This is a genomic window from Methylobacterium sp. PvR107 (genome assembly GCF_017833295.1).
Classification (GTDB): Bacteria; Pseudomonadota; Alphaproteobacteria; order Rhizobiales; family Beijerinckiaceae; genus Methylobacterium.
In genome coordinates, this window is sequence record NZ_JAFIBW010000001.1 from 4,907,706 (window position 1) to 4,927,036 (window position 19,331).

Annotated in this window: 23 protein-coding genes; 10 read left to right on the forward strand and 13 right to left on the reverse strand. The window is 68.8% G+C overall.

Annotated features, from left to right (window positions below; translation table 11 throughout):
- Positions 1-70: 70 nt before the first annotated feature.
- The 4 genes from JOE48_RS23190 to JOE48_RS23205 all read right to left on the reverse strand — a co-directional run bounded on the left by JOE48_RS23190 (position 71) and on the right by JOE48_RS23205 (position 3,236).
- A complete protein-coding gene (locus JOE48_RS23190; protein ID WP_210033212.1) occupies positions 71-823 on the reverse strand; it encodes a hypothetical protein in 753 nt (250 codons plus the stop codon).
- A gap of 11 nt (positions 824-834) precedes the next feature.
- Positions 835-1,560 (reverse strand): RlmE family RNA methyltransferase, encoded by a 726-nt coding sequence (locus JOE48_RS23195; RefSeq protein ID WP_210033221.1) that lies wholly within the window; start codon positions 1,558-1,560, stop codon positions 835-837.
- Positions 1,561-1,570: 10 nt separating this feature from the next.
- On the reverse strand, positions 1,571-2,653 hold the full coding sequence (locus tag JOE48_RS23200) for a Ppx/GppA phosphatase family protein (RefSeq protein WP_210033223.1): 1,083 nt from the start codon (positions 2,651-2,653) through the stop codon (positions 1,571-1,573).
- A 109-nt stretch (positions 2,654-2,762) separates the two neighbouring features.
- A complete protein-coding gene (locus JOE48_RS23205; RefSeq protein ID WP_012317168.1) occupies positions 2,763-3,236 on the reverse strand; it encodes a response regulator in 474 nt (157 codons plus the stop codon).
- A 313-nt stretch (positions 3,237-3,549) separates the two neighbouring features.
- Here JOE48_RS23205 and JOE48_RS30905 point away from each other — a divergent pair, with 313 nt between their 5' ends.
- From JOE48_RS30905 to JOE48_RS23245, 8 genes are all read left to right on the forward strand, one after another.
- Complete coding sequence (locus JOE48_RS30905) at positions 3,550-4,356, forward strand: cold-shock protein (RefSeq protein ID WP_210033226.1); 807 nt, start codon at positions 3,550-3,552, stop codon at positions 4,354-4,356.
- Positions 4,357-5,003: 647 nt separating this feature from the next.
- Positions 5,004-5,315, forward strand: a complete 312-nt coding sequence (locus JOE48_RS23215) for an iron transporter (RefSeq protein WP_210033228.1) — start codon at positions 5,004-5,006, stop codon at positions 5,313-5,315.
- Between the two features lie 26 nt (positions 5,316-5,341).
- The gene (locus JOE48_RS23220; RefSeq protein WP_210036009.1) at positions 5,342-6,835 is read left to right on the forward strand and encodes a PepSY domain-containing protein; all 1,494 of its coding nucleotides are present in this window, start codon (positions 5,342-5,344) and stop codon (positions 6,833-6,835) included.
- Complete coding sequence (locus JOE48_RS23225) at positions 6,832-7,179, forward strand: DUF3325 domain-containing protein (protein WP_210033229.1); 348 nt, start codon at positions 6,832-6,834, stop codon at positions 7,177-7,179. Before JOE48_RS23220 ends, JOE48_RS23225 begins: the two co-directional genes overlap by 4 nt.
- 344 nt (positions 7,180-7,523) lie before the next feature.
- Positions 7,524-9,047, forward strand: coding sequence for an aldehyde dehydrogenase (gene adh / locus JOE48_RS23230; protein ID WP_210033230.1), 1,524 nt, complete (start codon positions 7,524-7,526; stop codon positions 9,045-9,047).
- A 152-nt stretch (positions 9,048-9,199) separates the two neighbouring features.
- Positions 9,200-9,625, forward strand: a complete 426-nt coding sequence (locus JOE48_RS23235) for a DUF779 domain-containing protein (RefSeq protein WP_210033231.1) — start codon at positions 9,200-9,202, stop codon at positions 9,623-9,625.
- 15 nt (positions 9,626-9,640) lie between these two features.
- A complete protein-coding gene (locus JOE48_RS23240) occupies positions 9,641-10,054 on the forward strand; it encodes a carboxymuconolactone decarboxylase family protein (protein WP_210033232.1) in 414 nt (137 codons plus the stop codon).
- Positions 10,051-10,491, forward strand: a complete 441-nt coding sequence (locus JOE48_RS23245; protein WP_210033235.1) for a cupin domain-containing protein — start codon at positions 10,051-10,053, stop codon at positions 10,489-10,491. Before JOE48_RS23240 ends, JOE48_RS23245 begins: the two co-directional genes overlap by 4 nt.
- A 4-nt stretch (positions 10,492-10,495) precedes the next feature.
- Here JOE48_RS23245 and JOE48_RS23250 read toward each other — a convergent pair whose 3' ends face one another.
- The 7 genes from JOE48_RS23250 to gap form a co-directional block, all read right to left on the reverse strand.
- Complete coding sequence (locus tag JOE48_RS23250; protein ID WP_210033236.1) at positions 10,496-11,545, reverse strand: tetratricopeptide repeat protein; 1,050 nt, start codon at positions 11,543-11,545, stop codon at positions 10,496-10,498.
- A complete protein-coding gene (locus tag JOE48_RS23255; RefSeq protein WP_210033237.1) occupies positions 11,542-12,189 on the reverse strand; it encodes a thiamine phosphate synthase in 648 nt (215 codons plus the stop codon). The genes JOE48_RS23250 and JOE48_RS23255 overlap by 4 nt, the downstream gene beginning before the upstream one ends.
- Positions 12,190-12,208: 19 nt before the next feature.
- Positions 12,209-13,279 carry a class II fructose-bisphosphate aldolase gene (gene fba, locus JOE48_RS23260; RefSeq protein ID WP_210033239.1) on the reverse strand — a complete coding sequence of 357 codons (1,071 nt, stop codon included), beginning with the start codon at positions 13,277-13,279 and terminating at the stop codon, positions 12,209-12,211.
- A gap of 152 nt (positions 13,280-13,431) precedes the next feature.
- Positions 13,432-13,758: a hypothetical protein gene (locus JOE48_RS23265; RefSeq protein ID WP_245252929.1), complete on the reverse strand. Its 327-nt coding sequence runs from the start codon at positions 13,756-13,758 to the stop codon at positions 13,432-13,434.
- A gap of 8 nt (positions 13,759-13,766) precedes the next feature.
- Positions 13,767-14,969 (reverse strand): phosphoglycerate kinase, encoded by a 1,203-nt coding sequence (locus JOE48_RS23270; RefSeq protein WP_210033245.1) that lies wholly within the window; start codon positions 14,967-14,969, stop codon positions 13,767-13,769.
- A gap of 37 nt (positions 14,970-15,006) precedes the next feature.
- The gene (locus tag JOE48_RS23275; protein WP_210033247.1) at positions 15,007-15,474 is read right to left on the reverse strand and encodes a hypothetical protein; all 468 of its coding nucleotides are present in this window, start codon (positions 15,472-15,474) and stop codon (positions 15,007-15,009) included.
- An 89-nt stretch (positions 15,475-15,563) separates the two neighbouring features.
- Positions 15,564-16,568 carry a type I glyceraldehyde-3-phosphate dehydrogenase gene (gene gap, locus JOE48_RS23280; RefSeq protein ID WP_210033253.1) on the reverse strand — a complete coding sequence of 335 codons (1,005 nt, stop codon included), beginning with the start codon at positions 16,566-16,568 and terminating at the stop codon, positions 15,564-15,566.
- 449 nt (positions 16,569-17,017) lie between these two features.
- Between gap and JOE48_RS23285 the strand changes: the two genes are divergently transcribed.
- Both JOE48_RS23285 and JOE48_RS23290 read left to right on the forward strand, forming a co-directional pair.
- Positions 17,018-17,302, forward strand: coding sequence for a DUF4164 family protein (locus JOE48_RS23285; RefSeq protein WP_210033261.1), 285 nt, complete (start codon positions 17,018-17,020; stop codon positions 17,300-17,302).
- 53 nt (positions 17,303-17,355) lie between these two features.
- Positions 17,356-17,727 carry a cell division protein ZapA gene (locus tag JOE48_RS23290; RefSeq protein ID WP_210033263.1) on the forward strand — a complete coding sequence of 124 codons (372 nt, stop codon included), beginning with the start codon at positions 17,356-17,358 and terminating at the stop codon, positions 17,725-17,727.
- A 53-nt stretch (positions 17,728-17,780) separates the two neighbouring features.
- Here the strand turns inward: JOE48_RS23290 and JOE48_RS23295 are convergent, their stop codons facing one another.
- Positions 17,781-18,449 carry a GntR family transcriptional regulator gene (locus JOE48_RS23295; RefSeq protein ID WP_210033264.1) on the reverse strand — a complete coding sequence of 223 codons (669 nt, stop codon included), beginning with the start codon at positions 18,447-18,449 and terminating at the stop codon, positions 17,781-17,783.
- 112 nt (positions 18,450-18,561) lie between these two features.
- Positions 18,562-19,326: a malonate transporter subunit MadM gene (gene madM / locus JOE48_RS23300; protein ID WP_210036011.1), complete on the reverse strand. Its 765-nt coding sequence runs from the start codon at positions 19,324-19,326 to the stop codon at positions 18,562-18,564.
- Positions 19,327-19,331: the final 5 nt, after the last annotated feature.

Genomic DNA, 19,331 nt, shown 5'->3' on the forward strand with positions numbered 1-19,331 from the left:
GCGGACCGAGACCGCGTGTTCGATAGGGTCGTTCCGGGCAACCGGGACGGCCCTTTTTTACGCGCCGCGGTCAGGCGCGCGCCGCGCGCCAGTCCGGATAGGCATGGACCCGGTGGACCAAGCGGTGCCGCGGGCCGATCTCGCCGAAGGGAGCGATCTCCCAATCCCAGGCTGCTTCGGGTCGGGGCAGGGCGATGCCGAATAACAGGTCGAGGCTGGCGGTGGTCTGGCCGGCACAGTCCTCGTCACGCTGGACCGTATCGGTGATGAGGCACACGCGCTGGGCCTGGAGGGCGAGGGCGTCCAGCGCGGAGAGATGTGTCTCGATGATGTGCCGTCCGAGATGCGGCGGTGCTTCGCAGCCCCGCGCCTCGTAGTAATCCAGCGGTACGATGGGGAGCTGCGAGAGAAGGTTGGCCGAGACGATCAGGTCGGCCTCCGCGCAGATCTCGGTCCAGTGCCCGGCAAGGCCGGCGCTGATCTCCGCGGTCCTCAGACCGACGTTCCGGTAGCGCCGCACGGCAAGCCGCGTCGGCCAAGGATGCACCGCGTCCACCAGGCTGACCCGCTCGAACAGTCCCGCGAGGATCGCCAGCGGCACGTCGTCGAGGAGTCCGGAACCCAGCACGACCGCATGGCGCCGCCGCCGGGTCGCCTCCGTGGCCGCCGCGACAATGCCGCGCGCGGCCTCCAGATGCGGCGCCCAGGCGGCGCGGCAGCGGCGGGATCGGGCGTGGAGCAGGCCGCTCTGCCGGACATAGCCGAGCCGGCGCAGGCGCGGCGGTGCGGGATTGAGGAGCGACAGTGCGCCCGCGAGCAGCATCGCCGGTCGGCTCAGACCTCGTCCGGCGCCTGCGCCCGCACCGGAGTTCCGCGATAGCCGGTCGCCAGCACGTAGAGCTCGCTCGAATCGGCGCGGCTCGCCGCGGGTTTCACGTGGCGGACGAGGGCGAAGTCGCGCTTCAGATCGGTGAGCAGCGCGGTCTCGGTCCCGCCCTGGAGCACCTTCGCAAGGTACGCGCCGCCCGGCCCCAGGATCTCGCGGGCGAATTCGGCGGCCGTCTCGGCCAGGCCGATGATGCGCAGGTGATCGGTCTTCTTGTGGCCCGTGGCGTTGGCGGCCATGTCGGACATTACGAGGTCGGCCGGACCGCCCAGCAGGGATGTCAGCTTGGCCGGCGCCTCGGTATCGAGGAAGTCCAGGGTGATGAACTCGACGCCGGCCATCGGCTCGATCTCCAAGAGGTCGATGCCCACGATACGGCCCGACGGCCCGACCACCCGCGCGGCCACTTGCGACCAGCCGCCGGGAGCGGCGCCGAGATCGACGATCTTCTGACCGGGCCGCAGAATCTTGTAGCGCTCGTCGATCTCGATGAGCTTGTAGGCCGCCCGCGACCGGTAGCCTTCGCGCTTGGCCCGCGCCACGTAGGGATCGTTGAGCTGGCGCTCGAGCCAGCGCTTTTGCGACTGGGTTCGTCCGCGGCCGGTCTTCACCCGCTGCTTCAGTTCCCCGCGCACGCCACCGCCGGAACTCGCGCCGCCGCGCCGATCGCTCATTGCGACACCCTCATCGCACCGCTTTCCGGTTCCAGACCCCGTCCTCCCGCATCATGTTCATCAGCAATCCTTCGCGCAGGCCACGGTCGGCGATACGCAGGCGCTCGGACGGGAATGCCCGGCGGATCGCTTCCAGGATCGCGCAGCCCGCCAGGACGAGATCGGCCCGGTCGCGGCCGATACAAGGGTTGTCGGCCCGCTGTTCGAGCCGCGTGTCGAGCAGGTCGTCGATCGCCGCGGTGACCTCGTCGTCCTGCATCCAGAGCCCATCGACCCGCCGCCGCTCGTAGCGCGCCAACCGCAGATGCATCGCGGCGATCGTCGTCACCGTGCCGGACGTGCCCAGCAGGTGAAACTGGGAGGCCGTCGCGGCCGCCGCAGCGCGTAGCGCGAAGGCCGAGAGCTTCTCCGCCACCTCCTCGACCATGCCCTCGAACATGCGCCGGGTGACCTCGGCGCCGCCGTGGCGCTCCGCCAGGGTGACGACCCCGACGGGCAGTGAGTCCCAGGCCCGGATCCGCAAGGTCGGGTCGGTGGAGGGGTTGGCCGCCGCGCCGTCAAGCCACGCGATCTCGGTGGAGCCGCCGCCGATATCGAAGATCACGACGGATTCGGCGAGCGGGTCCGCGAGCGCGGCGCAGCCGGTGACGGCCAGATAGGCCTCGGTCTGCCGATCGACGATCTCGAGATCGAGGCCGACGCCGCGGCGGACGCGCTCGACGAAAGCCGCCCCGTTCACGGCGAAACGGCACGCCTCCGTGGCGATCACCTTGGCGCGCTGCACGCCGCGGGCCTGCATCTTGGTCCGGCAGATGCGCAGGGCTTCGACGGTCCGCTCGATCGCCGCATCGCTCAGCCGGTCGGAGGTCCCGAGGCCCTCGCCGAGGCGCACGATGCGCGAGAACGCGTCGATCACCCGGAAGCCGCTGAAGGTCGGCTCGGCGATCAGCAGGCGGCAATTGTTGGTGCCGAGATCGAGCGCCGCGTAGGTGGCGCGACGACGCTCACGGCCCGGTATCGGGGCTGGCGGCTGGAGCGGCGCGGCGCCGGTCTGGATTCGGGACGGCGCGGCCGCGGCGGACTCGTCCCTCATCGGCGCGGCCGTCGATCCTTTGGGTCGGCCGTGAGCGCAACGCCCGGCCTATCTTGATTGTGACCCTACAGGCTCGGTCGGGAACTGCAACGTCCGATCGCTCACGCGATCAGGCGACGGCCTTCATCGCGCTGGCCCGCCGCGGGATCGGGCGGAGGAGGCTTTTCACCTGCGAATAGGGGCGCGGGCGATTGATCACCTCGTCCAGGCGCGACCACAGGGTCTTGGGCGAGAACGGCTTTGCGATGATCTCGTTGACGCCGAGCGCCACGGCCCGGTCGACCACGTTCCGGCGGGGCTGGGCAAGCATCAGGATGATCGGGATCGTGGGGCAGGGCGAGGTCGTCGGCGTGCGCGCGAGGCGGATGAACTCCTCGCCCGAGAGGATCGACAGATCCCAGTCGATGATGCTGATATCCGGCTTGCTTTCCGCCAGGACGCCGAGCGCCTCGGCGCCGTCCGGCGCTTCGAGGACGCGCTTGATGCCGACGCGCATCAGCATATCGCGCACGATTCGGCGGATGTAGAGGCTCTCGTCGACTACGAGGGCCGAAAGATCGGGGAAGGTCGGGGTCGCGATCATGGCCGGCCGGCATTGCGGGTCGTGCCGGAGAGTCTAGCCGGGTCAGCGTTTGCGTTTCGCTAACGCGTTCCGTCAAATGAGAAAGGCCATCGTCCGAGCAGGCCCGCCTGCGTTGTTTGCCGCAAGAAAGTAACGAAACGGGCGCGTCTGGGACAAGAAGGTCCTTGCGGTCAAGGCCCGATTGCGTCAGGACTAGGGCGTTATTCTTGGTTACCGCGACCTGGGGTAATGATAGTGCGGGGCGTGGGCTGTCTGGGATGGCGCGCACGCGGTATTCGAGACAAGGGCGGCGGACGGTTTTTGCGAGCTTTCTATGGGACGTGGTCGTGATTTCAGGGGGCCGCAGAAGCGCGGCTTCGACGAGGGTGGCGAGCCGAGATGGCCTGACCAGGCTCCCCCCAGCGGCGGATACGGCGGCGGCGGCTTCGGTGGCGGCGGCGGCGGCGGTTTCGGTGGGGGCGGTTTCGACCGCGGCCCGGCGCGTGGTGCGGCGCCGGTGGCTTCTGGGCCGGAGCGCGATGCCACGGTCAAGTGGTTCAACAAGGAGAAGGGCTTCGGTTTCGTCGAACTCGGCGACGGTTCGGGCGATGCCTTCCTCCACATCCGCGCCGTCGAGGCGGCCGGCCACGATGACCTGCAGCCGGGTACCCGGCTGACGGTGACGACGGCTCAGGGCCAGAAGGGTCCTCAGGTCACCAGCGTAACCAGCGTCGATACCTCGACGGCTGAGGCGCCCGCGCCACGTCGCGAATTCCGTCCGCGCACCGGCGGCTTCGGCGGTGGTGCTGGGGGCGGCTACGGCGGCGGCGGCGGTGGCTACGGCGGCGGTGGCGGCGGCGGTTACGGCGGTGGCGGCGGCGGTGGTTACGGCGCTGGCGGCGGCGGTGGCCGTTCTGCCGGCGGTCCTTCCGTCGAGATGAGCGGCACCGTGAAGTGGTACGATCCCGCCAAGGGCTTCGGCTTCGTCTCGGTCAACGACGGCGGCAAGGACGTTTTCGTCCATCGTTCCGCTCTGTCGCGTGCTGGTCTCGACTCGCTCGCCGAGGGGCAGCAGGTCACGCTGGGCGTGGTCGAAGGCCAGAAGGGTCGTGAAGCGCAGAGCATCAACGTCGAGGATTGACGGGCTTGCGGCGGCCCTGTTCCGGCCGTTATCCATGATGAAGACTTCAGGGCGGCGGCTCCTCCAGCGGGGCTGCCGCCCTTTTCGTATCGGGTCTGTCATGCGCCGCGTCCTCCTGTCGACTGTACTGCTCGTTCTTGCGGGTCCGGCTGGCGCAGAAGACTTCTCCGGCTTCTATGCGGGGATCAACGCGGGCTATGCCGCCGGTCACGGGCACGACAGGCCCGGCACGGTACGCAGCACCGGATCCGCGGCGTCTATGCCCAAGCCGGTCCCCGGAGCCGAGCTGCCGCCCAGCGCGCGGGATGCGGCCGCGGCGATTCGATCTCGCGACGCCGGCGGCTTGTCCGGACGTTGAGGCGATGCCGGTCGAATGATTCATCCCGGAGAGCAGCGCGCGCCTGAAGGAACCGCCAACGCGCGATCCCAGATATGCGCAGCCGGGCTCGGGCACCGGCTCCATCGATGCATCGGGCGTTGCTCCGATCAGCCGGCATGACGGTGGAAAACGGCACTCGACCGCCTCGCCGACGGCAGCTCTAAGCGCCTCGTCTCACACTGGAATCGTTCCGGAACATAGACGTTGCACCGTCGCGGCGGCCGCTGCTAGGTCGCGCCATGGGCTCACGGAAACGAGAGGTGGTGCCATGAGCGCCCGCGCGACGCCGAAGCTCGCCGACTGGATGACGGTCGGAGGCCGTGTGCTCCTGGCGGCTTTGGGCGGCTATGTCGTCGCTGCGCTCGCGACCGCGTTCCTCGCCCTCAGCCTGCCCGGCCCGAAGGCCGAAGCGGTCTCCGCCGCGACGCTCGCGAGCTTCGCGATCATGGCTGCGGCGATCATCTGGGTCTTTGCGGCACGGACTCTTGCCCGGGCGGCGCTGGTTCTGGGCGTCGCCGTATCGGCGCTGATTTTTGCGCTCTGGCTGGCGGGAGCCTTTTCGGCCGGAGTGGCCGCGTGAGCCGAGCCCGAAGCGTCCGCCAGTCCATGGCCTGGCTGCACACGTGGTCCGGCCTCGTGGTCGGCTGGGTGCTGTTCGCGATCTTCGTGACCGGGACGGCCAGCTACTATCGCACCGATATCTCGCACTGGATGCGGCCGGAATTGACCGACACGGCGCCGGACCCGGTTGAGGCGGCCACGCGTGCCGGGACATTCCTGCGGAAGACGATGGCGGACGCTGCGGGCTGGTCCGTGCGCCTGCCGACCGGTGAGAACCCGGCCGTCGAAGTCTATTGGTGGCCAAGCGCGGCCGGCCCCTATCACCACGCGCTTCTCGATCCTGTCACCGGCGAGCTGTCGCGGGCTCGCGACACCCGGGGCGGCGACTTTCTCTACCGCTTCCATTTCGAATTGAACCTGCCGCCGATCTGGGGGCGCTGGATCGTCTCGGCCTGCGCGATGGTCCTGCTGATCGCGCTGATCTCGGGAATCGTCACGCACCGGCGCATCTTCGTCGATTTCTTCACCTTCCGCCGCGACCGCTCGGCGCAGCGAGGCTGGCTCGACGCTCACAACGTGACGGGCGTGCTGGCGCTGCCGTTTCACCTGATGATCGTCTACACGGGGCTGGTCACCCTGGCGTCGATGCTGATGCCCTGGGGCGTCCGGACCATCTATGGCGAGGACGCGCTCCGGTACTACGCCGAGGCCGGTCTGATGACTCCGGGCCGGGCGCCCCAGGGGCGGCCGGGTGTCCTGCTGCCGCTCGGGGAGATCGTATCGCGGGCGGCCGCGGCTCGCGGCGAGATACCGGAAGTGCTCGTGATGTCGATGCCGGGCGACGCCGGCGCAACCGCCACCGCGTATTTCGAGGAGCCGCACGGCCTCGCGCACCTGCATCCGCAGATCGCCTATGCGGGTGATACCGGCGCCGAGATCGGGCGTGTCGGCGAGGCTGGGGCTGCCACCCGGACGGGCGCGGTCATGGCCGGCCTCCACGAAGCACATTTCGCCGCCGCGCCCTTACGTCTCCTGTTCTTCCTCTGCGGAATGATGGGTGCGGCGACGGTCGCCAGCGGCCTCGTGCTCTGGACCGTGGCGCGGGCGCCGAAGGGGAGCGATCCCGAAGGGTTCGGTCTGCGCCTCGTGCGCGTGCTCAATCTGGGCACCGTCGGGGGCCTGCCGGTTGGACTCGCGGCCTACTTTCTGGCCAACCGGCTCCTGCCGATCGGCCTGGTGGCCCGGGCGGACTGGGAAGTTCGGAGCTTCTTCGCGGCCTGGGTGCTCGCCGCCCTCATCGCCGCCTTGGTTCAGCGCGCGCGGGCCTGGACCATCGTCCTCGGTCTGGCCGCCTGCGCGTTCCTTGCGATCCCGATCGTCGACGCCGTGACGGTGGGCGAGGCGCGTTTTCTCGGTTTCGATCTGTCCATGACGGCCCTGGGGCTCCTCCTGCTGCTGGCAGCGCGATTGGCAGCGCGGCGCCGCGCATCGCGCCCGCGCATGGCCGAGGCGGCCCTGCACAGGACGGCGCAGGCATGATGATGGCCGCACACGCGGTGACATTGCTCCTCGCCTTCTCGGCGTTCGCGGCCCTCGCGCTGAGCCTGGACCGGCACCACCGTGCCGCATTACGAACACCGGTTCCCAGGCGCCGGGTCGGCGGCCTGCGCGCTGCCGGCTGGTCGGGCCTCGCACTGGCCTTCGCGGCCGCCGTCGGGTCGTCCGGCTGGGCGTTCGGTCCAGTCCAGTGGGTCGGGTCGCTGACCGCTTCGGCTCTCGCGGTGGTGGCGCTGATTGCCTACCGGCCCGGCTGGTTGCGGATGGCGGCCCTCGCCGCGCTGCCGCTCGCGGCCGCCCTGCTGCCTCTGGCGCTCCCGTCATGAGCGCGCGGCGCAATGCCTCGAAAGATCTCGTGCGCGGCAACCGTCATCGAGCGGACATGAAGCTTAGTCTTGGCCTGCCCGCCGCACGTAATGATCGCCCGAATATGGACGTGGCGCACGCTGGATCCCCGGAGGATTGTCCCCCCTCGCGGTGACGATCGGAAGGGCGTAGGATCCTCGCACTCGCGCACTGGCCAAAAGTCCATCTTGATTCGACCGGCCAAAAGCCATTGGCTGCGATCACAGCGGAACCGGATGCGGCCCCATGGAATGGCCGCCCGGGCGCCAGCTAACGCCCAAGAGCCGCGGTTCGCGAGGCCGGGGCCTATGGAGGAAACAGAGCGATGAACAAGCCGGAATTCCTCGGCGACGCCAAGATCAAGTCGCCCTTCTCGGCCCGCTACGAGAATTTCATCGGTGGCCAGTGGGTCGCCCCCGCGGCCGGCCGCTATTTCGAGAACACCTCGCCGATCACCGGCAAGGTGGTGTGCGAGGTCGCCCGCTCCGACGCACAGGACGTCGAGAAGGCACTCGACGCCGCGCACGCGGCCAAGGAGGCCTGGGGCCGCACGGCACCGGCGGAGCGCGCCCGCATCCTCCTCAAGATGGCCGACAGGATGGAGGAAAACCTCGATCTGATCGCCCTCGCCGAGACCTGGGACAACGGCAAGCCGATCCGCGAGACGATGAACGCCGACATCCCCTTGGCGATCGACCATTTCCGCTACTTCGCCGGCTGCGTGCGGGCGCAGGAGGGCTCGATCTCCGAGATCGACCACGACACGGTCGCCTACCACTTCCACGAGCCGCTCGGCGTCGTCGGGCAGATCATCCCGTGGAACTTCCCGATCCTGATGGCGGTGTGGAAGCTCGCCCCGGCGCTCGCCGCCGGCAATTGCGTGGTTTTGAAGCCCGCCGAGCAGACCCCGGCCTCCGTGCTGGTGCTGATGGAGATCATCGGTGACCTGCTGCCGCCGGGCGTGCTCAACATCGTCAACGGCTTCGGCCTCGAGGCCGGCAAGCCGCTCGCCTCGTCGCCGCGGATCGCCAAGATCGCCTTCACGGGTGAGACGACCACTGGCCGCCTCATCATGCAGTACGCGTCGCAGAACCTGATCCCAGTGACGCTGGAGCTCGGCGGCAAGTCGCCGAACATTTTCTTCGCCGACGTCGCCAACGAGGACGACGATTTCTTCGACAAGGCGCTCGAGGGCTTCACGATGTTCGCCCTGAATCAGGGCGAGGTCTGCACCTGCCCGAGCCGGGCGCTCGTGCACGAATCGATCTACGACCGCTTCATGGAGCGGGCGGTGAAGCGCGTCGAGGCCATCACCCAGGGCTCGCCGCTGGATCCGGCCACGATGATCGGCGCCCAGGCCTCGGGCGAGCAGATGGAGAAGATCCTCTCCTACATCGACATCGGCCGGCAGGAGGGCGCGCAGCTGCTCACCGGCGGCGAGCGCAACGTCAAGGACGGTGAGTTCGCCGAAGGCTTCTACGTGAAGCCGACCGTCTTCCGCGGCCACAACAAGATGCGCATCTTCCAGGAGGAGATTTTTGGGCCGGTCCTGTCGGTCACGACCTTCAAGGACGATGCCGAGGCACTGTCCATCGCCAACGACACGCTCTACGGCCTCGGCGCCGGCGTCTGGACCCGCGACGGGACTCGCGCCTACCGCTTCGGCCGGGCGATCCAGGCCGGCCGCGTCTGGACGAACTGCTACCACGCCTACCCGGCCCACGCGGCCTTCGGCGGCTACAAGCAGTCCGGCATCGGCCGCGAGACCCACAAGATGATGCTTGATCACTACCAGCAGACCAAGAACATGCTGGTTAGCTACTCGGCCAAGAAGCTCGGCTTCTTCTGAGCTTCTGCCCGGGTCACCCCCCGAGACAACTTCAGCCCCGGCCTCGCGGCCGGGGCTTTTTCGGTCCTACATCGCCGCGGCCGCTTCTCCGGGCCGGATGTGGAAATCCGGGTGCGGTGCACGCATATCGAAGCGAGCATGGGGAGGACAGCATGAGCTTGGACGCGACGGTTGAAGCTACCACCGCCGGTCAGGTCGGTGCCGACGGCACGCCGCTGCGGGTCACCGCCACGCCGAAGGCCCTGGAACTCGTCGACGAATTGCGGGCCGAGTACGGCCCGGTGATGTTTCACCAATCCGGGGGGTGCTGCGACGGCTCCTCACCCATGTGCTACCCGGTCGGCGACTTCATCGTCGGCGACGGCGACGTCCATCTCGGCAGCGTCGGTGGCGCGGCGTTCTACATCAGCCGGTCACAGTTCGAGGTCTGGAAGCACACGCACCTGATCCTCGACGTCGTCCCCGGTCGCGGGGGCATGTTCTCGCTCGAGAATGGCCGCGAGAAGCGCTTCCACATTCGCTCGCGCCTGTTCTCCGAGGCCGAGAATCGCGCCCTCGAAGGTGCCTGCAAGCTCTGAAAGGAGGCCTGCGCCATGGCAACTGTCACCCTCTGGAGCGATTCCGACGCTGAAGCGGAGCCGCGGGTGCGGGCGGTGTTTGCGGACATCCGGGCGACCCGGGGGTCCGATTTCATCAACAATTTCTGGCGCGGGCTCGCCAACGATGCCGCCCTCCTGGAGCGGACCTGGACCAATCTCAAGGCCGTCATGGGGCCGGGCGCGCTCGATCCCCTGACGAAGGAACTGGTCTACATCGCGGTCTCGATTGCCAATGGCTGCCCGTACTGCATCCATTCGCACACGGCTGCGGCGCGCGCGAAGGGCTTGACGGCGGAGCAGCACGGCGAGTTCCTGGCGGTGGTCAGCATGGCGAACCAGACCAACGCTCTGGTCAACGGCATGCAGATACCCGTCGATCCCGCCTTCAGGGTGGAGGAAGGTCCATGAGCACCGGGTCCGACACGCAGAAGCCAGGCTTCTTGGTTGTGCGCGAGAGCGCAGCATTTCGCGGCAAGCAGGGACACCTCTATCGTCCGGCCATCTCGGCCGAGGCGGTCGATTCCAAGGCCCTGCACATGCAGCTCCTCGAGATCCCGCCCGGCGAGCGCGCCCACGCGCACAAGCACGAAGCGCATGAGACGGCGATCTACGTCCTCTCGGGCGTGTCGGGCTGCTTCTGGGGCGAGCGTCTGGAGCACCACGCGATCGCGGGGTCCGGCGAGTTCGTCTACATCGCCGCCAACGTCCCGCACCTGCCCTACAATCGCAGCCGGACGGAGCCGGTGACGGCGGTGATCGCCCGCACCGACCCGAACGAGCAGGAGAGCGTGGTCCTGTTGCCGGACCTGGAGGCCGGCGTCGACTGGTCGAAGGCCGAAGCCTAGCCTCTCAGCGCTGCTCGATCCGTTCGTTCGCCAAGCGCTCGGCGCGGGTCCGCTCGTCGGCGGAGAGGCCCGACAGGGTCTGGTCGAGCCACGCGTCGGACAGACCCTGACCGGCGGCGGCGAGATTCCAGGCCGCAGCTTCGACGACGTTCTTAGAAACGCCGCGGCCGACCGCGTAGAGCCGCGCGACCCGGTTCTGCGCGATTGCGTTCCCACGTGACGCCGCGTGCAGAAAGTAGCGGGCTGCGGAGCGCTCGTCCTTGGTCACGCCGTTGCCATTGAACAGAAGGATCGCATACTCGACCTCGCTGGCGAGATCGCCGTTATCGGCGCCGCGGCGGAAGAGTTGTGCCGCCATTGCGGGATCCTTGGGCACGCCGCGACCCTGGAGGTAGAGCACGCCGAGATCGTGCTGGGCCGGGCCGATTTCCGCATCCGCAGCCTTCCGGAACTGCGCCGCGGCCGCGGCCTCGTCGGCGGTCGCGCCGGTGCCAATCAGGATCAGTCCGAGATTGTAGGCGGCTGTAGGCGAGCCCTGAGAGGTGGCCTGCTCCAGCCAGCGGCGGCCAGCCTTGGCATCCTTCGGCATACCGCGCCCGTCGAGGGCCATGAGGCCCAGGGACGACATGGCGGAGGCGTCGTTCTGAGCCGCCGCAAGCCGGTACCACTCGGCGGCCTTGACCGGGTTCTGCTTGACGCCGAGACCCTGATTGTAGAGCTCCCCGAGCAGGGTCATCGCCGCCGCATCCTTGGGATTGGCCTCGATGCGCTTGGTCGCCTCCCGGAAAGCCGTGACGTATTGGCCGCGCTGGTACGCCCCGTAGGCGAGATCCGGGGGCTGGCCATTGGCCGGGGGCACGGCACCCCTCGTATAGTTCGGGGTGTAGGGACTCGGCAGCTCCGGCATCTGCTTCTTGCCGGGCTCGGCTCCGGGCGATACGGCCGCCGGCGGAACGCCCTTGGACGGGTCGGCCGGACCGGCGGCCCCCCAGGACGGCCCTTCGACAATTGTGAGCGCGACCAGAGCCAGGATCGGGTTCGACAGGCGCTTCATCGCGCGCCCGGGTCCTGAAGCGTCCGCCGGGTGCGCTCGACCGCGCCAGCGTCCTGGAGCCAGATCCCGCTCTCTAGGCCGACGAATTCAGCCCCGGTCGCCGCCAGCGGCGCGATCTCTTCCGCTGCCGCAGCGACGGCGATGCACGGGGTCTCGAAAATCTCCGCCCACCACGAGGTGCGCGCCAGCACGCCCTCTGGATCGGGAGCGATGCCGTCCGGATAGAGCCCGCCGACCATCAAGTAATCGATGCCCGCCTCGCCGGCCTCCATGGCCGCGTGCTTCGACTCGAGCCCGCCTGCGCCGAGGATGCGCCCCTCCTTCAACCGGCCGCGCAGGTCCTTGAGGTCGCGCGGCTTGTCGACATGGATGCCGTCGGCACCGCCGCGGATCGCCACCGCGGCCAGATCGCCGACAAAGCCCGGGCAGGCCACGACCAGCGCGGCGCCGTGCTCCTGGGCCACCGCCGCCACCTGCTTCACCCGTCCAACCAAAGCGCGCTCGTCGGCAGCGGCAAGGCGCAGGATGATTGCGGCCACGTCGCCGGCTTCGCATGCGGCCTTCAATGCCGCAACGAAACCGTCGAGGTCGGCCGCGTCGAGGCCGTGGGGCCCGAGCAGGGCGAGACGCGCATTGTTGCTCATCGCGGGGGGCTACGCGTCCTTACCGGGCGCCGATCTTCGGATCGAGCGCCCCGCTGGCGTAGCGCTTTGCCATCTCGGCGACCGAGATCGGCCGGATCTTCGAGCCCTTGCCCGCAGTGTCGAACTCCTCAAAGCGCTGCTTGCAGAGCTTCGTCATCGCCTCCATGGCGGGCTTCAGGTACTTGCGCGGATCGAATTCGGACGGGTTCTCGGTCAGGATCTTCCGGATCTGGCCGGTCATCGCCATTCGGTTGTCGGTGTCGATGTTGATCTTGCGCACGCCGTGCTTGATGCCGCGCTGAATCTCCTCGACCGGGACGCCCCAGGTCGGCTTCATCTGGCCGCCATACTGGTTGATGATGTCCTGCAGGTCCTGCGGCACCGACGAGGAGCCGTGCATGACGAGGTGGGTCGTCGGCAGGCGGCGGTGGATCTCCTCGATCACGTTCATCGCCAGAACCTCGCCGTCTGGCTGGCGGGTGAACTTGTAGGCGCCGTGGCTGGTGCCCATGGCTACGGCCAGAGCATCGACCTTGGTGGCCTCGACGAACTTCACCGCCTCGTCCGGATCGGTCAGGAGCTGGTCGTGGCTGAGGGTGCCCTCAGCGCCGTGTCCATCCTCGGCCTCGCCCTGGCCACTCTCCAGGGAACCCAGCACGCCCAGCTCGCCCTCGACGGAGACGCCGGCCCAATGCGCCATCTTGGTGACGTTGCGGGTGATCTCGACGTTGTAGTTGTAATCGGCCGGGGTCTTGCCGTCGGCCTTCAGCGAGCCGTCCATCATCACCGAGGTGAAGCCGTACTGGATGGCGGTGGCGCAGGTCGCTTCGTTGTTGCCGTGGTCGAGATGCATGCAGACCGGGATGTGCGGGTAGATCTCGACGAGCCCGTCGATCAGCTTGGCCAGCACGACGTCGTTGGCGTAGGCGCGGGCACCGCGGCTCGCCTGCAGGATGACGGGCGAGTCCGTGGCGTCGGCCGCCGCCATGATGGCCAGCCCCTGCTCCATGTTGTTCAGGTTGAAGGCGGGCACCCCGTACTCGTACTCAGCGGCGTGATCGAGGAGCTGCCGGAGGGTGATGCGTGCCATCGTGCGTGTCTTCCCGTTTCCGTTTGGTCGTCCGCCCGATCGCCGATGGCGCCCTGAGGCGCTCAGCGGAGCTGTATCGTATCGCTCTGCCGAGAGCCTTGCTTTCGGTCAATCTCAGACGCCGAATTGCCCAGTCCTTGGCCGGATGATCCTCAACCCGTTCTGCTCTCCAGAGCCGCGACACGTTTCTCGAACTCGCTGACCCGCGCAGCGAAATCGCCGACCGTTTCGCCCATCATCACGAGCATCCCGGTTGCATTCCGACGATCCTTGCGCAGACCGAGATCGAGGCGACCGATCCGCGCTTCGAGCCTGCCGAACCGCGTCACCGTCTCGGCCGGCAGATCCGCTCGGCTCGCCTGGATGCCCTTCAGGATCTCGAAAGTCGCGTTCTCCTCGTTTTCACCCATCGACTCGGCCACCCGCCTGAGGAACGCCGCGATACTAGATGGAGTCGCGCCGCTGGGGGAGCAGTCCAAGGGCCTCCTCAGTCCTTCGCCCGCAGTGCCTCGACGCCCGGCAGGGCCTTGCCTTCCAGCCATTCGAGGAACGCGCCGCCCGCGGTCGACACATAGGTGAAATCCTGCGCCACGCCCGCATGGTTCAGGGCGGCCACGGTGTCGCCACCGCCCGCCACCGAGACCAGCTGGCCGGCCTTCGTCCGCGCGGCCGCGTGCCTGGCGGCGGCCACCGTGGCGGCGTCGAACGGCGCGAGCTCGAACGCGCCAAGCGGGCCGTTCCAGACCAGGGTCTTGGCCCCGTCGATGGCGGCATCGATCTCGGCGACCGAGCGCGGGCCGGCATCGAGGATCATGCTGGATTCCGGCACGGCGTCCACCGACACGGTGTCGTGAGGGGCCTGCGCCTTGAACTCCGTCGCGGCCACCGCGTCCACCGGCAGGATGATCCGGCAGCCCGCCTTCTCGGCCGCCGCCAGGATCCGGGTCGCGGTCTCGGCGAGATCCTTCTCGCACAGGGACTTGCCGACGGACTTGCCCTGCGCGTGCAGGAAGGTGTTGGCCATGCCGCCGCCGATCACCAGCATGTCGACCTTGGCGACGAGGTTCTCCAGAAGATCGATCTTGGAGGACACCTTGGCGCCGCCGACCAGCGCGATCACCGGGCGCTCGGGTGATTCCAGGCCCTTGGTCAGGGCCTCGAGCTCGGCCTGCATCTCGCGGCCTGCATAGGCCGGCAGCCGGTGCGCCAGGCCCTCGGTGGAGGCGTGGGCCCGGTGGGCCGCTGAGAAAGCCTCGTTGACGTAGACGTCACCGTTCGCCGCCAGCGCGTCCGCGAAGGCCGAGTCGTTCTTCTCCTCGCCCGGATGGTAGCGGGTGTTCTCGAGGAGCAGGACATCGCCGTCCTGGAGGGCCGCCACCGCCTGCGCGGCCGCCTCGCCGACGCAATCCGTCGCGAAGGCGACGTTGCGCCCCAGGGCCGCCGCGAGCGCCGGCACCACCGGCTCCAGGGAATCCTTCGGCTCGCGCTTGCCCTTCGGCCGCCCGAAATGCGCCAGCAGGATCACCCTCGCGCCCTGCTCGGCGACCTCGCGGATCGTCGGCGCGACACGCGCGATGCGGGTCGCGTCGGTGACGCGGCCGTTCTCCATCGGCACGTTCAGGTCGACGCGCATGAGAACCCGCTTGCCCGTCAGGGAGCCGGTGTCGTCGAGGGTACGGAAGGCGCTCATGCGGTCTGTTGCGGTCCTGTGCGGGGGCGCGAGTGGATTACTGGACGGTCGTGCCGATGGCGGTACGCTGCGGCAGCAGGCGGTCGAGGTTGAGCCGCTGAACCGCGACCATCAGGACGACGGTCAAAATGGCCGTGATGACGGCGGTGAGGACCAGGGCGCCGGTCCCGGGCAGACGCCGGGTGCGCTCGGCCAGACCGCGCATCTCCGTGCGGAGCGCAGCGAGGTCGGATTGGCGCGCCGATTCGTTCATCCGATTCGCGGCGTTCTCGACCTTGTCCTCGACGCGGGTCAGCAGTGCCTCGGAGCGGGCGTACTTGTCCTCGATGCGCGAGCACTTGTCCTCGATCCGCGCGAGCTGGTCGAAGAGCTGATTGGCCGGAAGCGCGTGCGACGGCGCGATACCGGCGGGGGCAACCGCCGCGGCGGGGGGCGGCGGAGCCGGCCTCGGTGCGGGCGGCACGAAGTCCGGCCCAGCTGACGTGCCCTGCGAAGCGTCGGTCATCCCTGAAGAGTCCCTGGTCCGAAGAAAGGCCGTCTGAATAAACCGGCGGCCGCCGCCCTCTCACGAGGCGGCGACCACGGCAAGGCAGCTCAGATGAGCTTGGCCATCGCAACGGCCGTATCGGCCATGCGGTTCGAGAAGCCCCACTCGTTGTCGTACCAAGTCAGGATGCGCACCAGCACGCCGTCCATCACCTTGGTCTGGTCGAGGTGGAACGTCGACGAGTGTGGGTCGTGGTTGAAGTCGATCGACACGTTCGGCCGGTCGGTCACGCCGAGAACGCCCTTGAGCGGGCCCGCGGCGGCGGCCTTGATGGCGTCGTTGATCTCCTGGACCGTGGTCGCCCGCTTCGCCGTGAAGACAAGGTCAACCGCCGAGACGTTCGGGGTCGGCACGCGGATCGCGGTCCCGTCGAGCTTGCCCTTCAACTCCGGCAGCACGAGGCCGACGGCCTTGGCGGCGCCGGTCGAGGTCGGGATCATCGACAGCGCCGCGGCGCGCGCCCGGTAGAGATCCTTGTGCATCTGGTCCAGCGACGGCTGGTCGTTGGTGTAGGAGTGGATCGTGGTCATGAAGCCGCGCTCGATGCCCACCGCCGCGTCGAGCACCTGGGCGACCGGCGCCAGGCAGTTGGTCGTGCAGGAGGCGTTCGAGACGACGAGGTGCTCGCTCGACAGCTTGTCGTGGTTGACGCCGTAGACCACCGTCAGGTCGGCGCCGTCGGCCGGGGCCGAGACGAGGACGCGCTTGGCGCCGGCATCAAGATGGGCCTTCGCCTTGTCCTTCGAGGTGAAGATGCCGGTGCATTCCAGCGCGATATCGACGCCGAGATCACGGTGGGGCAGCTCGGCCGGGTTGCGCACGGCCGTGACCTTGATGCGCTTGCCGTTCACCACCAGGAACTCGCCGTCAACGGCCACTTCGCCGGGGAAGCGGCCATGCACCGAGTCGTAACGGAGCAGGTGGGCGTTGGTCTCCACCGGGCCGAGATCGTTGATCGCCACGACCTCGATGTCGGTGCGGCCGGCTTCCGCGATCGCGCGCAGGACGTTGCGGCCGATGCGTCCGAACCCGTTGATGGCAACCTTCGTCACGGCGTGACTCCTTCCTGATGCGGCGCACCGCGCGCCGGACCGCTGGGCACGGTCCGCGGGGCGGTCTCGGCGGCCCGCCTCCGTGCCGTCCGGGCCGGGCGGATCTGGGCGGGCGGGTTTGAACCTGCGATGAACCGGCCCGGGAGACGCCGCGCTCCGCGGCCAGAGACCGTCGGATCAGACGGCGCAGGCTGAGGCCTCGGGACTGTCACGGATCGGCTATCCGGCCTGTCTCGCGCGGTCCCTCTCGGGAGCGCGCGGCTGTCTAGCATGGCGCCCCTACCTGTCAAACGCGCGGCCATGACAAACCTCGTCGATCCACCGACCAATAAACAAGGATTGCTGCGCTCCATTACGTGGCCGGATCGATCCCGGTGCGGGACGCCATTTCGGACTGGAAATCCAGCAGCATTCGACGGAAAGCTTCCCGTCGAGGCGGACACGACACCATGGCCGACGCGACCGATACCGATTCCATCGACGAAGCCCTCGCGCGTCTCGACGCAGCCCTGAGCCGCCTGGACGCCGTGGTCGCCCACCGGATCGAGGCGGCGGCGCAGCCCGACGACCGGGATGCCGAGCTCGCCCTCATGGACGAGGATCGGGCCCGCCTGGCCGCTGCCCTCGACGCGGCCAGCGCCCGCCTCGCCGAGGTCTCGGCCACCACCGGCGCGGTCGGCTACCGGCTCGACCGCGCCATCGAGACCGTCCAGGATGTGCTCGGACGCTCCTGAGGCAACGGCCCCGCCCTCTGAGCGTTCATCGGAGCAGCCCGTCGGAGCAGCCCTTGCCGCAGATCAACGTGACTATCGACGGCCGCAGCTACCGCATGGCCTGCGGGTCGGGCGAGGAAGCCCATCTCACCGGTCTTGCTGAGACCCTGGACGAGCGCATCGGCGAGATGCGCAAGAATTTCGGCGAGATCGGCGACATGCGCCTTCAAGTCATGGCCGCCCTCACGATCGCCGATGAACTGTCCGAATTGCGGGGACGGCTCTCGACGCTGGAGACGCAGGTCGCCGAGCTGCGCCAGACCACGGAGACCGCCGAGCAGGGCCGCGCGGAGGATGCGGCGCGGGCGGCAACGGGAATCGGCCGTGCGGCGGAGCGCATCGGGCGGCTGGCAGACGCGCTCGGGGGATCCGCCCCACGCGGCTGAGCGCGCCCGCCGCCGCGCCGCGTTGGCGTTTGCGCCGGTCCCGGCGGCTCGCCTCAGCCGGTCTCGGCGATGTAGCGGCCGAGCGCGGCCGCGGCCCGGAGCATGTGGGCGCGCATGCGGCGCGCCGCCGTCTCGCCGTCCCCTTCCGCGATCGCCGCCAGGATCTCGCCGTGCTCCTCCCGCGACCGGCGGATCCGGTCGGCGTGGCGCAGCTGCGTGCGCCGAAAGGCGGCGAGGCGCTCGCGGATCGCCAGCGCCTGCTCGGCCATGAATCCGTTATGGGTCGCCGTGTAGAGCGCTTCATGGAAGGTGCGGTTGAAGCGGTCGTAGGCGTCGACGTCGCCCGCCTCCACCGCCCGGGCCGATTCCTCGTGCAGCTCCATGAGCTGCCCTCGCTCGAGGGGCGTCATCCGGTAGGTGGCCAGCCGGGCGCACATCGCCTCGATCTCGGCGGTGGTCTCGAACATGTCGGCGATCCGCTGCGGCGTCAGGCGCACCACCACGACGCCCCGGCGGGGCCGGATCTCCACCAGCCCCGAGGCCGCGAGCTGCCGCAGCGCCTCGCGAACGGGCGTACGCGAGGCGCCGTAGCGATCCGCGAGATTCTGCTCGTCAAGCGCCGTGCCGGCCGCGATCGTTCCCGACGCGATCGCGTCCGTGAGTGCGTCGCGGATCCGGTCCGAGAGCAGCCCAGTCTCGATCTTCTGAAAATCTCCGTGCATCCGCCGTTCCTAGACCATCCCGCGAGCGGCGACTGCCAGTCTTCGGGTCAGACGATGCGGAAGCATAGCCTAATCCACAGAGTGGGATCAGGAAACGGCAGGATTAGGGTGTCTAGCCGACGAGGGCGCGCACCGTCAGAAACAGGAGGGAGGGCCCGACGAGGCAGCCGATGCCGGTGTGGAATGTCGCCGTGAGGGCGCCGTAAGGCACGAGCTTCGGATCGGTCGCAGCCAGACCGCCCGCGACCCCGCTCACCGTGCCCATCAGCCCGCCATACGCCATGGCCGAGCGCGGATTGTCGAGGCCGATCATCCGCGCCACCAGGGGCGTACCCACCATGACCATCACCGCCTTGGTCACCCCCGTGGCGATGGACAGTGCCATCACGGTGGAATCCGCACCGATCGCCGCACCGGTGACGGGGCCGACGATGTAGGTGATCGCCCCCGCGCCGATCGTCGTGATCGAGACGGCATCGTGGTAGCCGAAAGCCACGGCGGTCAGAGTTCCGACGATGAACGGCAGGATCGTGCCGAGGGCGAGCGCTAGGACGCCGAGCAGGCCGGCCCGCCGCGCCTCGACCACATCCACCTCGAAGGCGGTCGCGACGATGGCGAAATCGCGCAGCATCGCGCCGCCCATGAGGCCGATTCCGGCGAGCGCCGGGATGTCGGCAAGCCCTTTCTTCCCGCCCGTATAGAGCCCGCCGACATAGGCCAGGACCAGCCCCAGCACGATCGCGATGGCGGAGCCGTGGACGCGGCCGTTGGTGAGATACTTGGCGGCGCGATTCGAGACGAGGATCAGCGCCCCGACCACCGCGAAGGCGGCCACGAGGCTCTGCTCGATGAAGACGTGCTCGATGCCGTGCCAGATCTCGT

What these genes read in the sequence shown, in the direction of transcription:
- JOE48_RS23245 (WP_210033235.1), top strand. Translation starts at nt 10,051, where the DNA reads ATGAGCACCGGGTCCGACACGCAGAAGCCAGGCTTCTTGGTTGTGCGC.
- JOE48_RS23225 (WP_210033229.1), top strand. Translation starts at nt 6,832, where the DNA reads ATGATGATGGCCGCACACGCGGTGACATTGCTCCTCGCCTTCTCGGCG.
- JOE48_RS23220 (WP_210036009.1), top strand. Translation starts at nt 5,342, where the DNA reads ATGGCCTGGCTGCACACGTGGTCCGGCCTCGTGGTCGGCTGGGTGCTG.
- JOE48_RS23200 (WP_210033223.1), bottom strand. Translation starts at nt 2,653, where the DNA reads ATGAGGGACGAGTCCGCCGCGGCCGCGCCGTCCCGAATCCAGACCGGC.
- JOE48_RS23240 (WP_210033232.1), top strand. Translation starts at nt 9,641, where the DNA reads ATGGCAACTGTCACCCTCTGGAGCGATTCCGACGCTGAAGCGGAGCCG.
- JOE48_RS23235 (WP_210033231.1), top strand. Translation starts at nt 9,200, where the DNA reads ATGAGCTTGGACGCGACGGTTGAAGCTACCACCGCCGGTCAGGTCGGT.
- JOE48_RS23215 (WP_210033228.1), top strand. Translation starts at nt 5,004, where the DNA reads ATGAGCGCCCGCGCGACGCCGAAGCTCGCCGACTGGATGACGGTCGGA.
- JOE48_RS23255 (WP_210033237.1), bottom strand. Translation starts at nt 12,189, where the DNA reads ATGAGCAACAATGCGCGTCTCGCCCTGCTCGGGCCCCACGGCCTCGAC.
- fba (WP_210033239.1), bottom strand. Translation starts at nt 13,279, where the DNA reads ATGGCACGCATCACCCTCCGGCAGCTCCTCGATCACGCCGCTGAGTAC.
- JOE48_RS30905 (WP_210033226.1), top strand. Translation starts at nt 3,550, where the DNA reads ATGGGACGTGGTCGTGATTTCAGGGGGCCGCAGAAGCGCGGCTTCGAC.
- JOE48_RS23295 (WP_210033264.1), bottom strand. Translation starts at nt 18,449, where the DNA reads ATGCACGGAGATTTTCAGAAGATCGAGACTGGGCTGCTCTCGGACCGG.
- JOE48_RS23190 (WP_210033212.1), bottom strand. Translation starts at nt 823, where the DNA reads ATGCTGCTCGCGGGCGCACTGTCGCTCCTCAATCCCGCACCGCCGCGC.
- JOE48_RS23275 (WP_210033247.1), bottom strand. Translation starts at nt 15,474, where the DNA reads ATGACCGACGCTTCGCAGGGCACGTCAGCTGGGCCGGACTTCGTGCCG.
- JOE48_RS23205 (WP_012317168.1), bottom strand. Translation starts at nt 3,236, where the DNA reads ATGATCGCGACCCCGACCTTCCCCGATCTTTCGGCCCTCGTAGTCGAC.
- JOE48_RS23270 (WP_210033245.1), bottom strand. Translation starts at nt 14,969, where the DNA reads ATGAGCGCCTTCCGTACCCTCGACGACACCGGCTCCCTGACGGGCAAG.
- adh (WP_210033230.1), top strand. Translation starts at nt 7,524, where the DNA reads ATGAACAAGCCGGAATTCCTCGGCGACGCCAAGATCAAGTCGCCCTTC.
- JOE48_RS23195 (WP_210033221.1), bottom strand. Translation starts at nt 1,560, where the DNA reads ATGAGCGATCGGCGCGGCGGCGCGAGTTCCGGCGGTGGCGTGCGCGGG.
- JOE48_RS23250 (WP_210033236.1), bottom strand. Translation starts at nt 11,545, where the DNA reads ATGAAGCGCCTGTCGAACCCGATCCTGGCTCTGGTCGCGCTCACAATT.
- JOE48_RS23285 (WP_210033261.1), top strand. Translation starts at nt 17,018, where the DNA reads ATGGCCGACGCGACCGATACCGATTCCATCGACGAAGCCCTCGCGCGT.